Source organism: Phenylobacterium sp. LjRoot225 (assembly GCF_964252855.1).
In the GTDB taxonomy this organism is placed as follows: Bacteria; Pseudomonadota; Alphaproteobacteria; order Caulobacterales; family Caulobacteraceae; genus Phenylobacterium.
Genome location: NZ_CAXUPL020000003.1, coordinates 837,141 through 850,391, shown reverse-complemented (window position 1 = coordinate 850,391; position 13,251 = coordinate 837,141). Strand labels below are relative to the sequence as shown.

At 69.2% G+C, this 13,251-nt stretch carries 15 protein-coding genes; 7 read left to right on the top strand and 8 right to left on the bottom strand.

The features are described from left to right. Window positions 1–106: 106 nt before the first annotated feature. Window positions 107–1,282, bottom strand: a complete 1,176-nt coding sequence (locus ACSQ2B_RS19240) for a pseudouridine synthase (protein ID WP_436052299.1) — start codon at window positions 1,280–1,282, stop codon at window positions 107–109. 12 nt (window positions 1,283–1,294) lie between these two features. On the opposite strand from ACSQ2B_RS19240, the gene ACSQ2B_RS19235 reads away from it, so the two are divergent. Next, window positions 1,295–1,735, top strand: coding sequence for a nucleoside deaminase (locus ACSQ2B_RS19235; protein ID WP_436052623.1), 441 nt, complete (start codon window positions 1,295–1,297; stop codon window positions 1,733–1,735). Between the two features lie 287 nt (window positions 1,736–2,022). On the opposite strand, the gene ACSQ2B_RS19230 is transcribed toward ACSQ2B_RS19235, so the two are convergent. Then, entirely contained in the window at window positions 2,023–2,775 is a 753-nt protein-coding gene (locus ACSQ2B_RS19230; protein WP_436052297.1) for a TSUP family transporter, read from the bottom strand. A gap of 128 nt (window positions 2,776–2,903) precedes the next feature. On the opposite strand from ACSQ2B_RS19230, the gene mobA reads away from it, so the two are divergent. Further along, window positions 2,904–3,494 carry a molybdenum cofactor guanylyltransferase gene (mobA, locus tag ACSQ2B_RS19225; RefSeq protein ID WP_436052295.1) on the top strand — a complete coding sequence of 197 codons (591 nt, stop codon included), beginning with the start codon at window positions 2,904–2,906 and terminating at the stop codon, window positions 3,492–3,494. A gap of 238 nt (window positions 3,495–3,732) precedes the next feature. Here the strand turns inward: mobA and ACSQ2B_RS19220 are convergent, their stop codons facing one another. Then, window positions 3,733–4,950 (bottom strand): class I SAM-dependent methyltransferase, encoded by a 1,218-nt coding sequence (locus tag ACSQ2B_RS19220; protein ID WP_436052294.1) that lies wholly within the window; start codon window positions 4,948–4,950, stop codon window positions 3,733–3,735. A 234-nt stretch (window positions 4,951–5,184) separates the two neighbouring features. On the opposite strand from ACSQ2B_RS19220, the gene groES reads away from it, so the two are divergent. Continuing rightward, window positions 5,185–5,490, top strand: coding sequence for a co-chaperone GroES (groES, locus tag ACSQ2B_RS19215; protein WP_436052292.1), 306 nt, complete (start codon window positions 5,185–5,187; stop codon window positions 5,488–5,490). Between the two features lie 60 nt (window positions 5,491–5,550). After that, a complete protein-coding gene (gene groL / locus ACSQ2B_RS19210; RefSeq protein WP_436052291.1) occupies window positions 5,551–7,194 on the top strand; it encodes a chaperonin GroEL in 1,644 nt (547 codons plus the stop codon). Window positions 7,195–7,295: 101 nt separating this feature from the next. On the opposite strand, the gene ACSQ2B_RS19205 is transcribed toward groL, so the two are convergent. After that, entirely contained in the window at window positions 7,296–7,649 is a 354-nt protein-coding gene (locus ACSQ2B_RS19205) for a phage holin family protein (protein ID WP_436052290.1), read from the bottom strand. Window positions 7,650–7,763: 114 nt separating this feature from the next. Here ACSQ2B_RS19205 and ACSQ2B_RS19200 point away from each other — a divergent pair, with 114 nt between their 5' ends. Next, window positions 7,764–8,459, top strand: a complete 696-nt coding sequence (locus tag ACSQ2B_RS19200; protein WP_436052289.1) for a hypothetical protein — start codon at window positions 7,764–7,766, stop codon at window positions 8,457–8,459. 109 nt (window positions 8,460–8,568) lie between these two features. After that, window positions 8,569–10,308, top strand: coding sequence for an ATP-binding protein (locus ACSQ2B_RS19195; protein ID WP_436052287.1), 1,740 nt, complete (start codon window positions 8,569–8,571; stop codon window positions 10,306–10,308). A 6-nt stretch (window positions 10,309–10,314) separates the two neighbouring features. Here the strand turns inward: ACSQ2B_RS19195 and ACSQ2B_RS19190 are convergent, their stop codons facing one another. Both ACSQ2B_RS19190 and ACSQ2B_RS19185 read right to left on the bottom strand, forming a co-directional pair. Continuing rightward, window positions 10,315–11,151 (bottom strand): TIGR00282 family metallophosphoesterase, encoded by an 837-nt coding sequence (locus tag ACSQ2B_RS19190; protein ID WP_436052286.1) that lies wholly within the window; start codon window positions 11,149–11,151, stop codon window positions 10,315–10,317. A gap of 9 nt (window positions 11,152–11,160) precedes the next feature. Continuing rightward, window positions 11,161–11,730 (bottom strand): 5-formyltetrahydrofolate cyclo-ligase, encoded by a 570-nt coding sequence (locus ACSQ2B_RS19185; RefSeq protein WP_436052284.1) that lies wholly within the window; start codon window positions 11,728–11,730, stop codon window positions 11,161–11,163. 510 nt (window positions 11,731–12,240) lie between these two features. Between ACSQ2B_RS19185 and ACSQ2B_RS19180 the strand changes: the two genes are divergently transcribed. Next, window positions 12,241–12,468 carry a DUF559 domain-containing protein gene (locus tag ACSQ2B_RS19180; RefSeq protein ID WP_436052621.1) on the top strand — a complete coding sequence of 76 codons (228 nt, stop codon included), beginning with the start codon at window positions 12,241–12,243 and terminating at the stop codon, window positions 12,466–12,468. 68 nt (window positions 12,469–12,536) lie between these two features. Here ACSQ2B_RS19180 and ACSQ2B_RS19175 read toward each other — a convergent pair whose 3' ends face one another. Both ACSQ2B_RS19175 and ACSQ2B_RS19170 read right to left on the bottom strand, forming a co-directional pair. Next, complete coding sequence (locus ACSQ2B_RS19175; protein ID WP_436052282.1) at window positions 12,537–12,872, bottom strand: cell division protein ZapA; 336 nt, start codon at window positions 12,870–12,872, stop codon at window positions 12,537–12,539. 3 nt (window positions 12,873–12,875) lie between these two features. Next, window positions 12,876–13,160: a DUF4164 family protein gene (locus tag ACSQ2B_RS19170; protein ID WP_436052280.1), complete on the bottom strand. Its 285-nt coding sequence runs from the start codon at window positions 13,158–13,160 to the stop codon at window positions 12,876–12,878. Window positions 13,161–13,251 lie beyond the last annotated feature (91 nt).

The following is a 13,251-nucleotide window of genomic DNA, read 5'->3' as shown; positions in this document are numbered from 1 at the left end:
GCTCATCCCCGCGAAACCGGGGACCCAGGCTTTTTCTGTAAGAGCCCCGCGCCGGCAACCAAAAACGCCTGGATCCCCGCTTTCGCGGCGACGAGCGGATAAGGAGCTACCGCCCGCGCTTCGGGGCGCCGCCGGGCCGCTTCGGGGGGCCGGGCTTGCGCACCGCGCCGGACTTCCGGGCCGCGTCAGGCGTCCGGGCCGCATCGACCTTGTGGGCGGCCCCGGACTTCCTCGGGCCGGGCCCCTTCTTCGGCACGGCGGCCCGGGGCTTGGGCTTGGCCCAGCCGGGCTTGTACTCGGTCTTCGGCGCAGGATCGGCGGCGCCGCGGCCCTGGGCCGCCTGACGGCGGGGGATGCGCAGCGCCCGCGCCGGCGTCGCGCCGTCGGCGTCGGGCACAGGCCGCGCGCGGCGGCCGGGCGTCGGGGTCTGGACGCGCTGGAACAACGGGCGGTCGCCCTTGGGCATGTTCTCCGGCGCGATGTGCTCGGCGACCTGCTCGCGGATCACCCGCGGGCCGACCTCCTCGATCTCGCCGATCTGCAGGGTCCCCAGCGCGAAGGGTCCGTAAGAGAGGCGGATCAGCCGGTTGACCTTCAGGCCCAGCGATTCCAGCACCCGGCGCACTTCGCGGTTCTTGCCTTCGGCCAGGGTCACGGTGATCCAGAGGTTGGCGCCCTGGGGGCCTTCCTTGGCCTTGTCGAGCTTGGCGTCGATCGGGCCGTAGCGAACGCCCTCGACGGTGACGCCGTCCTTCAGCTTGTCGAGCTTCTCCTGGGTGACGCGGCCGTGGGCGCGGGCGCGGTAGCGGCGCTGGATGCCCGTGGCCGGCAGCTCCAGGCCCCGCGCCAGGCCGCCGTCGTTGGTCAGCAGCAGCAGCCCCTCGGAGTTGATGTCGAGCCGCCCCACCGAGATCAGCCGCGGCAGGCCGGGCGGCAGGGCGTCGAACACCGTCTGGCGCCCGTGCGGGTCCTTGTGGGTGGTCACCAGGCCAACCGGCTTGTGGTAGCGGAACAGGCGCGCGGGCTCGGCGTCGTTCACCACCTTGCCGTCGACGGTGAGGATGTCGCCGGGCTCGACCTTGACCGCGGGCGTGGTCAGGACCTTGCCGTTCAGCGCCACCCGGCCGTCGGCGATCATCTGCTCTACGTCACGGCGCGAACCCACGCCGGCGCGCGCCAGCGCCTTGGCGATGCGGTCGCCGCCGGCGTCGGCGGGGGTTTCAGAAGCGTTGCGGGCTTGACCGGACGCAGGGCGGTCGGTTCGGTGCGGATTGTGGACCATGTTCAGCGCACCATGCGCATCGCCCTCGAAGCGGCGCAAGCCGCCGCAGACGCCGGAGAAACGCCGGTGGGCGCCGTCGTGTTCGATCCGGCCTCCGGCGAAATCATCGCCATAGGCGCCAACCAGCCGATCGGGGCGCACGATCCCACCGCCCACGCCGAGGTCGTGGCGATGCGCGCCGCGGCGCAAAAGCTCGGCAACTATCGACTGACGGGCCTGGGCCTCGCCGTCACCCTGGAGCCCTGCGCCATGTGCGCCGGCGCCATCAGCCACGCCCGCATCGGGACGCTGATCTACGGCGCGGAGGACCCGAAGGGCGGCGCCGTCGTCCACGGCCCCCGCTTCTTCACCCTGCCGACCTGCCATTGGCGGCCGCAGGTCGAGGGCGGCGTCCTGGCCGAGGAGAGCGCCGCCCTGCTGCGCGGCTTCTTCCGGGCGCGGCGGGGGAAGTAGCTCAAGATCTTCCCCCTGAGGGCTATCGGTCCGGCTCGCCGACCTCGGAAGCCACATCCCCATCCCAACCCTTCCCCATCGAGGGGGAAGGGCTTCGGTCTGGCCTGCATTCGTAGTTGGCCTTCAACCCTTCATCATGAATTTTTCAAGCTTGGCCATTGCATCCTGCGGAAAGGCGCCTATTTCAGGCCCTGCCCATTCTGGGCGTTTCCTCCCTATGACTTAAAGCCGGGCCCTCGGGTCCGGCTCTTTTTTTGCCCGCGCTCCGGCCTTGCTCGCCCGGTCCTTCAGCGCGTCAGAAACAGCTGCCCAGCCTGCACCAGGTAGACCGCGCCGACGGCCGTCACCAGCCAGCGGGTCCAGCGCTTGAAGTTCACGTCGGTCATCCGCTCGAGGATCCTGCCGCCGACGACCGCGCCCGCCATCGAGAGCGGCACGGCGAGCAGGAAGACCCACACCGACGGCAGCCCGGTCTCGGGGACTGCGACCAGCGGCAGGCCGTAGACGACGATCTTCGCCAGGTGGGCGAAAACCTGGGTGGCGGCCTTGGTGGCGACGATGGCGTGGCGGGTGAGCTCGGTGCGCACGAAGAAGAGGTCGAGCAAGGGGCCGGCGACGCCCGCCGTAAGATTGACGCCGGTGACCAGCAGGCCCGAGGCGAAGGCCTGGGCCGGCCGGGCGGCGTCGAGGCGGAGCCAGGCTTGCGGCAGCCAGAGCACGACCGGGACCAGGCCCATCAGCAGATAGAGCACCGGCTTGGAGGGCGTGAAGGCGAGCCAGGACACCACCGCGCCCGCCGTCAGCGACGCCAAGGCATAGATGGCGACGACGTCCCAGCGCACGTAGCTGCGGTGCAGGATGGCCCGCCAGCCGTTGGCGACCAGCTGCAGGAGACCGTGGGTCACGAAGGCCGCCTTGACCGGCAGCACCAGCGCCAGCGCCCCCATCAGCACCAGGCCTCCGGCCATGCCGAAGACCCCCGACAGGGTGGCGGTCCCAAAGGCGACGACGAGGATGAAGACCGATGTGACGAGGCTCACGCGGCCGCGCTTACACCCGATCCGGTCGCATCGTCGAGCCGGCCGCCGGCGCCTGTGGCAGGCGTTTTGGGCTGGATGGCCCGCACGCGCCGGGCCATGACGGTGGGCATGAATGCGGAAGAGCGCTCATGAGCGACACCCTGATGGTCGCCGTCCTGGCCGGCGGCGAGGGCCGGCGGATGGGCGGGATCAAGGCGCTGCGGCCGTTCCGTGGCGCGCCGCTGGTGGCTCACGCCTTGAGCCTGGCCCGCGGCTGGTCGGACCAGGTGGTCGTCGCCGTGCGCGACGCCGCCCAGTTGGCCGGCGCGGTGGAAGCGGACCTGACCTTCGACCGGGCGGACATTCCCGGACCGCTCGCGGGCCTGGCCGGCGCCCTGCAGCATGCCCGCGACGCGGGCGCGGACCGGCTCTTCACCCTGCCCTGCGACATGCCGCGACTGCCGCAGACCCTGCCCGCCCAGCTCGCCGCCGCGCTCGGCCCGGACGACGGGGTGGCCCTGCCGCGGATCGAGGGCGAGCTGCAGCCGACCTGCGGCCTCTGGCGCGTGACCTCCCTGGAGCGCCTGCCCGCCTACCGCGCCTCAGGCCAGAGCTCGCTGCGCGGCTTCGCCGCCGCCTGCGGCCTGGCGGTCGTCGACTTCGGGCCCGAAGCCGCCGCCGCCTTCGCCAACATCAATTCCCCTGAGGATCTGGCGCGGCTGGAGGCGGAGGGATCTTAGCTGAGCCGACCACCTATTTTTTGAACCACGGAAAACACGGAAGACACGGAAGAGGATTTGTCCACGAACCACACGAACGTGGACGGTGGATCGGCTTGGAGATCGATCTCTTGACCGGCCAAGAGCCGGTCGGTTGGCTCGAGCCAGACTCGCCGGAGGCGCGCGCTCAGCGCTGTGCTTCCGTGTTTTCCGTGTTTTTCGTGGTTCAAGACTGTCGGAGAGGAGAAGGGATCCGCCCTCACGCCGCGCGCCGGTGCGGCCGGGTCAGCCGGCGCTCGGCCTCGCCGATATAGTCGCGGGTCAGCGGGACGGCGTCGATCTTCTTGGCCAGCTGCAACTGGAAGACCATGTGGCCGCGATAGCGGAAGGCGATCTCGCTGAGGCAGAGATAGAATTCCCACATCCGGCAGAACCGCTCGTCGTAGAGGCGGGCGATCTCCGCGCGCTGGGCGTTGAAGCGCTCGCGCCACGCCCTGAGCGTGTCGGCGTAGTGCAGCCTCAAAACCTCGACGTCGGCAACCATCAGGCCGGCCCGCTCGACGCAGGTCAGCACCTCGCTCATCGCCGGGATGTAGCCGCCGGGGAAGATGTATTTGGCGATCCAGGCCTGGGTGAAGGAGGGTCCCTCGGATCGGCCGATCGAGTGGATCACCGCCACCCCGTCGTCCTTCAGCAGCCGCGCCACCTGGTCGAAATAGGTCTGAAAATTCGGCCGGCCGACGTGCTCGAACATTCCCACCGAGACGATCCGGTCGTAGGGGCCTTCGACGTCGCGGTAGTCGGTCAGCGAGAAGCTGGCGCGACCGGCGAGCCCCGCGGCCTCGGCCCGCGCCTGGGCGGTGGCCAGCTGCTCGGTCGACAGCGTGATCCCCTCGAGCCGCACGCCGGCCTCCTGGGCGAGCGTCAGGCCGAGCCCGCCCCAGCCGCAACCGATGTCCAGCACCCGCTGCTCCGGCGCCAGCAGCAGCTTGGCCGCGATGTGCCGCTTCTTGGCGAGCTGGGCGGCCTCCAGGGGCACGCCGGGTCCTTGGAAATAGGCGCAGGAGTACTGCAGGTCGGCGTCGAGGAAGCGCCGGTAGAAGTCGACCGACAGGTCGTAGTGATGGGCCACGTTGCGCCGCGCCTGGGCGCGCGGGTTGGCCTGCAGCCGCCAGTCCAGCCACCAGCGCTCCAGCAGACCGGCGCGCCTCGGCGGCCGGTGCCTGGAATTGCGCCCGATCACCTCGGCGAAGTCGTAGATGTCGCCGCGCTCGAGGACCAGGCCGCCCTCCATATAGGCCTCGCCCAGGACCAGTCCCGGATTGGCGGCGATCCGCGCCGCCCAGCGCTTCGACGTTATGGAGACGACCACAGGCGGCCCGCAACCGTCGCCCAGCTCGAACTGGCTTCCGTCCGGCATGCGAACGGTCAACGAGCCTTCACGCACGACCTTGCGCAGGAAGGATTGCAGCGCCATGTGCAGCCTCTCGACCTACGACGTAGGAACGATGCGCCGCGGCCAAGGTTCCGAGAACGCCATTTGACGAGATGGGCTCCGCAGCGTCCCGAGCCTTGACTCCGCAGCCCGACCTTCCTAATTCCGTCGCGGCGTTAGCACTCAAGGACCCCGACTGCTAACACGGTTAAAGCCGCGGCCTTTCGGCGCTTACGCCACCACCATTCCAACCGTCTCGAACGGAGAAAGATCATCATGGCGTTTCGTCCTCTGGGAGACCGCGTTCTCGTCAAGCGCGTCGAGGAAGAAGAAAAGACCCGTGGCGGGATCATCATCCCCGACACCGCCAAGGAAAAGCCGCAGGAAGGCGAAGTCATCGCCGTCGGTCCCGGCGCGCGCGACGACGCTGGCAAGGTCCAGCCCCTCGACGTCAAGGCGGGCGACCGCATCCTGTTCGGCAAGTGGTCCGGCACCGAGGTCAAGCTCGACGGCAAGGACCTGCTGATCATGAAGGAAAGCGACATCCTGGGCGTGCTCGAGCCGGTGAAGGTCCCGGCCTAACGGCCCCGACCCAACAGCTCGCACCGCTCCACACCTCTTTCAGAAAAAGGACAGCACCAGATGGCTGCCAAAGACGTCTATTTCTCCTCCGACGCTCGTGACCGCATGCTGCGCGGCGTCAACATCCTCGCCAACGCGGTGAAGGTGACCCTCGGCCCCAAGGGCCGGAACGTCGTCATCGAAAAGTCCTTCGGCGCTCCGCGCTCGACCAAGGACGGCGTGTCGGTGGCCAAGGAAATCGAACTGAGCGATCGCTTCGAGAACCTCGGCGCCCAGCTGATCCGTGAAGTCGCCTCCAAGACCAACGACAAGGCCGGCGACGGCACCACCACCGCCACCGTTCTGGCGCAAGCCATCGTCGTCGAAGGCCTGAAGTCGGTCGCCGCCGGCATGAACCCGATGGACCTGAAGCGCGGCGTCGACAAGGCGGTCGCCAAGGTCATCGAAGAGATCAAGTCCTCCGCCAAGAAGGTCTCGGCCAACAGCGAAATCGCTCAGGTCGGCACCATTTCGGCGAACGGCGACGTGGAAGTCGGCGAGATGATCGCCCGCGCCATGGAAAAGGTCGGCAACGAAGGCGTCATCACCGTCGAAGAAGCCAAGACCGCCGAGACTGAACTCGACGTCGTCGAAGGCATGCAGTTCGACCGCGGCTACCTGTCGCCCTACTTCATCACCAACGCCGAGAAGATGGAGGCCGATCTCGAAGAGCCTCTGATCCTGCTCTTCGAAAAGAAGCTTTCCTCGCTGCAGCCCCTGCTGCCGGTGCTGGAATCGGTGGTCCAGTCGGGCCGTCCGCTGCTGATCATCGCCGAAGACGTCGAAGGCGAAGCCCTGGCCACCCTGGTGGTCAACAAGCTCCGCGGCGGCCTGCGGGTCGCGGCCGTCAAGGCGCCGGGCTTCGGCGATCGCCGCAAGGCGATGCTGGAAGACATCGCCATCCTGACCGGCGGCCAGCTGATCAGCGAAGACCTCGGCATCAAGCTCGAGAATGTCACCATCGACATGCTCGGCAAGGCCAAGAAGGTCACGATCACCAAGGAAGACACCACGATCGTCGACGGCTCGGGCGACAAGTCCGGCATCGAAGGCCGCGTCTCCCAGATCAAGCGTCAGATCGAGGACACCACCTCGGACTACGACAAGGAAAAGCTGCAAGAACGTCTGGCCAAGCTGGCCGGCGGCGTTGCGGTCATCCGCGTCGGCGGCGCGACTGAAGTCGAAGTGAAGGAAAAGAAGGACCGCGTCGACGACGCCCTGAACGCCACCCGCGCTGCGGTGGAAGAAGGCATCGTCCCCGGCGGCGGCGTCGCCCTGCTGAAGGCCTCGAAGGTTCTCGACGGCTTCAAGGGCGACAACGACGACCAGGAAGCCGGCGTCGCCATCGTGCGTCGCGCGCTCCAGGCGCCGATCCGTCAGATCGCCGAAAACGCCGGCGTCGAAGGCTCGATCGTGGTCGGCAAGGTTCTCGAGAACACCTCGGCGACCTTCGGCTTCAACGCCCAGACCGAAGAGTATGTGGACATGGTCCAAGCCGGCGTCATCGACCCGGCGAAGGTCGTCCGCACGGCTCTGCAGGACGCCGCCTCGGTGGCCGGCCTGCTGATCACCACGGAAGCCGCGATCGTCGAAGCGCCGAAGAAGAACGCCCCTGCGGGCGGCGGCGGCGGCATGCCCGGCGGCATGGGCGACATGGACTTCTAGGTCCAGTCGACCAGCACTGAGATCGGGGGCGGGGCCGCAAGGCTCCGCCCCTTTTCTTTAGGCCGAGATGCTTCCCCCTGAGGGGGAGGATTTTGAGCCCGCTACCGCTTCGCGTCGCCCATCACCATGCCGCCGATCCAGCTGGCCAGTCCGGTGACGATGGCGCCCAGAACGCCTGGGATCAGGCCGTCCACGTGGAAGCCGCCGAGCAGCATTCCCACAAGGCCGATCATGGCGGCGTTCACCACCAGCAGGAACAGCCCCAGTGTCAGGATCGTCAGCGGCAGGGTCAGGACGAAGACCACCGGCCGCACGAAGGCGTTCACCACCCCCAGCAGGAGGGCCGCGGCGACCAGGCTTCCCACGCTGTCGAACCGCAGGCCCGGCACGATCTGGCCGGCGATCCAGAGGCCGACAGCGGCGAAGATGGCGCGGACGATGAACCTGGCGAGCATTCCAATGCCTCCGACGGAATTCGAGCACGGCCGAGGTTTAACCGATACGCAAGCGGCGCAATTCGGCCGCCCGGCGCGGTAAGAGCTGCGCCATTAGATCGGGGTCCGTCCGCCATGCGCAAGTTTCTCCTCCTCGCGGCCGCCGTCATGGTCGTCGCTCCCCCGGCGCACAGCCAGCAGCCGCTGCCGGAGCCCCTGCCCCAGCGGGGGCCGCCGCCGAGCGAGGGCCAGCGGCCCCGCCGCCACCTCTTCGTCAGCCCGTCGGGCGAGCCGTTCCGCGGGCGTGACGGGCTGGCGGCCTGGTTCGCCCAGGCCGACGCAGACCATGACGCCGCCCTCGCCCCCGCGGAGTTTCAGGCCGACGCCGAGCGCGCCTTCCGGCTCTACGACAGCGACGGCAGCGGCGTGCTCGACGGCCTGGAGATCCAGGCCTACGAGCGCGAGCGCGTCCCGGAGATCACCGAGCTCGCCTTCGGCGGCGACGCGCCGGGCGGGCGTGGCGGCCGCCGGGGGCGCGGTCCGCGACGCGGCGGAGGCGGCGACGGCGAACGATCCGAGCCGCGCGCCGGCAAGCCGCCCGGAGACGGGGACGCCCCGTTCCGCGGCGCGGGCTCGACTGGCGCAGCGCGCTTCTCGCTGCTGAACGAGCCCGAGCCGCTGCTGGCGGCGGACGAAGACATCGACGGCAAGGTGACCCGGGCCGAATGGAGCCGCGCAGCCGTCAGGCGGTTCGCCCTGCTGGATCGCGATCACGCCGGCCGCCTGACCCTCGCCGGCTTGCGGACATCCGCTGCGAAGCACAGGGGTTGAATCGTCAGCGCTCAAAGGCGCGTTCGATGAACCAGCTCATGAAATGGTGTATGGCGTGCGCGCCGGACGCGTCACGAACGTGGCGGCGGGGTTGGGGAGAGGCCATACAGTGGGCGCTAAGCCCTGGAGTTTGCTGCACGATGAGCGGCTGGACAGCGTCGCCCGCACCGCCTGGGAGGTCTTGGCGGTGCGCATTGTCGTGGGCGTTGGCGCCGCCCTGCTCAGCGGCCACCGCTTCGGCCTCGCCTGGGGGCTCGGCTGGTTCGCCGCCTTTGCGCTGACCGAAGCCGCCGCGCGGATCGTCTCGCTGGAAGCCGCCTTCCGCGGCGGGGCGATGACCCAGACCCAGCGAGCCGCCTATGTCGCCTGCCTGTTGTCCGTCAGCCTGACCTGGTGCTCGCTGGCCTTGCGGTGTTGGGTCACAGGCGCCGAGCCGCTGCACATTTCCGCCGTCGTGATCCTGGTGGCGCTGCTGGTCCACGCCCACGCCTTCTCCTTCCGCGCGCCGGCGGCCCTGGCGGCGCTGGGCGGCCCCCCGGCGATCCTGACGCTCGCCGCGCCCTTCGCCTTCGGGAGCTATTCGACGGTCGATCTGCTGGTCATCAGCTTCAGCTGTGCGACTCTGGTGATCTATCTGATCGCCAGCGGGCGGGCGAACGGGCGGACCGCGGCGGCGCTGGAAGCCGCCCAACGCCAGGCCCAGGAGGCCAACGCCGCCAAGTCGAGCTTCCTCAACATGGTGACGCATGAGCTGCGGACGCCGATGAACGGGGTCATCGGCATGGCCAACGCCCTGCAAGGCACCGCCCTCGACACCCGCCAGCGCGACTATGTCGACACCATCGCCCGCTCTGGGGACGGCCTGCTCACCATCCTCAACGACCTGCTCGATCATGCGAAGATCGAGGCCGGCCGCATGGACCTGGAGGTGGCGGCCTTCGACCTGGCGAAGGTCGGCCGCGAGGCGGTGCAGCTGTGGCGCGAGACGGCGACGTCCAAGGGCGTGGCGCTCATCTGCGACGTCGCCTACGACCTGCCGCCGCGGCTGATGGGCGACGAGACGCGGATCCGCCAGATCCTGCTGAACCTGCTCTCCAACGCGCTGAAGTTCACGGACGCCGGCGCCGTCACCCTGACGCTCGCCCCCACCCTCGGCGCCGATGGCGAGCGCAGCGTGGAGATCGCCGTCTGCGACACCGGCCCGGGCATGACGCCCGAACAGGTCGAGCGGTTGTTCCGCCCCTTCGTCCAGGCCGAGGCCTCCACTGCGCGCCGCTTCGGCGGCACCGGCCTGGGCCTCGCCATCTGCCGCAACCTGGCCGCCATGATGGGCGGCGAGATCGCGGTCGACAGCAGGCCGGGCGTCGGCTCCACCTTCCGCGTGCGCCTGCCGCTGCCGGTCGCCTACGCAGCGCCCGACGCGGAGCCGAAGGCGCCCGAGGCGGCCGCCCTGCCGCCGCGGAGGGTGCTGGTGGTCGACGACAACCCGGTCAACCTCGCCGTCGCCCGCGCCCTGCTCGAGGCGGCGGGCCTGGTCATCGAAACGGCCGCCAACGGCGCCGAAGCGCTTGAACGCCTGCGTGGCGAGGCCTTCGACCTGGTGCTGATGGACGTGCAGATGCCGGTGATGGGCGGGATCGAGGCCGTCGAGCGCATCCGCGCCGGCCAAGCCGGGTCCGCGGACCTTCCGGTGATCGCGCTCACCGCCGATGGCGATCCCAAGACCGACCTGCGCCTTCGCAGCGTCGGCTTTGACGCCCTGCACACCAAGCCGATCCGCCCTACGGAGCTGCTGACGGCGATCAGCGTGGCGCTCGGCGCGCGCGAAGCGGCGGTCAGCGCCGCCTGACCGAGCTTAAGCCTCGATACGTTCGATGACCGGGACGTGCTGCGACAGCCGTCCGCCGATGCGGATCGGCTCGACGCGCCGGGCCAGGCCGGTGCCCGGATGGGTCTCGACAAAGACGCCGCAGACCGTCGCCGGCCCGCTGGCGGGCTTGTAGCGGCCGCCGGAGATGCGCGTCGTGAAGCGGCGCAGCGGCTCTTCCTTGTCGTTGCCGATCACGCTGTCGTAGTCGCAGCAGCCGCCCGCATCGGTCTGGTAGGCGGTGCCGCCGGTCAGGATCTGGGCGTCGGCGGTCGGCACGTGGGTATGGGTGCCCACCACCAGGCTGGCGCGCCCGTCGCAGAAATGGCCCATGGCCATCTTCTCGGAGGTGGCCTCGGCGTGCATGTCGACCACCACCGCGTCGGCGACGGCGCCGATCGGACAGGCCTCCAGCTCGCGGTCCACCGCGGCGAAGGGATCGTCCAGGCTGTCCATATGCACCCGGCCCAGCAGGTTGATCACCAGGATCCGATGGCCGGAATCGGTCTCGAACAGCTGGGCGCCGCGGCCCGGCGCGGCGGCCATGACCGAATAGTTCAGCGGGCGGATCAGCCGCGGCTCTCTGACGATGTAGGTCAGCGCCTCCTTCTGGTCCCAGGAGTGGTTGCCGAGCGTCAGGCAGTCGGCGCCGGACTCGAACAGCTCCCGCGCCGTGGCCTCGGTGATGCCGAAGCCCGCCGCGGCGTTCTCCGCATTGACGATGACGAAATCCAGACCCAGCCGCCGGCGCAGGCCCGGCAGGTGCTCCGCCAGGCCTTCGCGGCCCGATCGGCCGACCACGTCTCCAAAGAAAGCAAACCTCATCCGTCGTCCTTAGCTGACCGTCATATAGTCCGTCTCGGTCAGGATCGCATCGAGACGCTCGTCATGAGCCTCTTCCGGCAATTGGTCGATTTCCTGACCGGCGAAGGCGAGGCCAAGGACAAAAACCGGCTTTCGGGCCCGAAGGGCCGAGATCGTCCGGTCGTAGTGGCCTGCGCCCTGGCCCAGGCGGCGGCCGGCGCGGTCGAAGGCCAGCACGGGGGCGATCACCAGGTCCGGCTCGACCTCGTCCGCCAGCGCCGGCGGGGCGGGAATGCCGAAGGCGTCGGGAACGAGCGGCATGGCCGGGTCCCACAGCCGGAAGCTCAGCGCCGCGTCCCGGCCGCCGGCGGCCGGCAGGGCGGCTCGCGCGCCGTTGCGGCGCAGGAGCTCGAGCAGCGGGCGCGGATCCATCTCCGACCCCATGGGCATGTAGAGGCTGAAGACCTCGAACGGCGGCAGGCGCTCGATCGGCAGCCGTGCAGCCGCACGCGCGGCGGCGTCACGGATCTCCGCCGCCAGCCTGCGCCTCTGGCCGCGCAGGCGCACGCGAAGCGCGGTCTTGTCAAAGGGCGCAGTCACGCCGGGAAGCCTTAAAGGCCCGAAAGCTTTAAAGAAAGGGTGGCGGCGCCGAGAGAACCGTGAAGGACTGTTTCATCCCCTCGACCTGGTTAACCAGGTGGGCGCCGTGTGTCCGAAACCACGGTCGCGGACAGGGACAGCTCCCTATGAGAGAGATAAGGTCGCTGGGATATGTCGCCTTCGACGAGGGCCGCAGCAGACCCGCCGTCGATTAAGGTAGTGGGTCGGGCGGGGTTTCTCAAGGCGGACGTCAGATTCCTCCACTGCCACGGGACCTGGACGTCGCAGCGACGACCCTTCTCCCCTTGTGGGAGAAGGTGGCCCGCGCAGCGGGTCGGATGAGGGGTCGAAGATCGCCTCAAGCTGAGCCATGCTGAAGCATGGTGCGAAAGGCGTGCATCCGGCAGGCACGTGCCCTTCGGCGATCTTCGTCGTCGACCGAGCAGTTCCTGTGGCGAATTTTTGCGAGACCGCAGACTCGGCGATCTGAAGTTTCGTCGACAGGTCCCGATGGGACCTTATGTGCTCGACTTCGTCTGCTTGCGGCACAAGCTGGTCATCGAAGCGGACGGACCCTTCCACGATCCGGAGCACGACGCTCGCCGCGACGCATGGCTCGCCTCGCTGGGCTTTCGCGTCCTTCGGTTCACCAACAGCGAGATTGGCGCGGGCGATGTCCGTGTGAGGGCGAAGATCCTGACGGCTGTTGGTCGGCCGCCCCTTGTCGGCGAGTTCTGAGAAACCCCTCATCCGACCCGCTTCGCGGCCCACCTTCTCCCACAAGGGGAGAAGGATCCCGGAGCAGCTCAGGCCGCCTCGTCGTTCGCCAGTTTCTCGATGCGCTTGGCGGCGCCCTCCAGGGCCGAGACGGCGCGAGCCTCGATGCGGGCCTGATCAGACTGCAGACGCCCGAGGTCGGCCTGGATGGCGGACATCCGCGCCTTGGTCTCGGCGAGATCGTCGGCCAGCAGCAGGGCGCCCATCAGGAAGAGCCGGGTGTCGCCAAGCTGGCCCATGTCCTGGCTGACCTGGCGCACCTGGCGATCGAACATCTGGGCGAGGTCGGCCAGATGCTGCTCCTGGCCGTCCTCGCAGCCGACGACATAGGGCTTGCCGTTCACGTTCAGGGTGACCTGGGCCATGGTTCAGCGCTCCTCGGGCGCGGCGCCGTTCAGCGCCGCACGGATTTCTTGAATGGCGCGACCCAGCGCCGCAGACGCTTCTGCGCCGGCGGTCTCCAGTTCGCGCTCGCGAGCGCGGGCGCGCTCCAGTTCGTCGGCGAGGCCGGGCGGCGCGTCGGGGCGCTCGAAGAGATCGCCGCCGCCGGCTTTCGGCCCGCGCGCCAGCCGCTGCTCCAGGGCGCCGATCGCCCGCTCCAGTCGTTTGGCGGCCAGTTCCAGCGCGCTGTCGGCTGCGGTCTCCCGGATCATGCGGTCTCCGTCGGCTGCAGGTGTGGAGATCAATCTATAGAGCGTCGCCCGGTTCCTCCAGATGGCGGAGGCTTGGGGCCATTCCTTGACC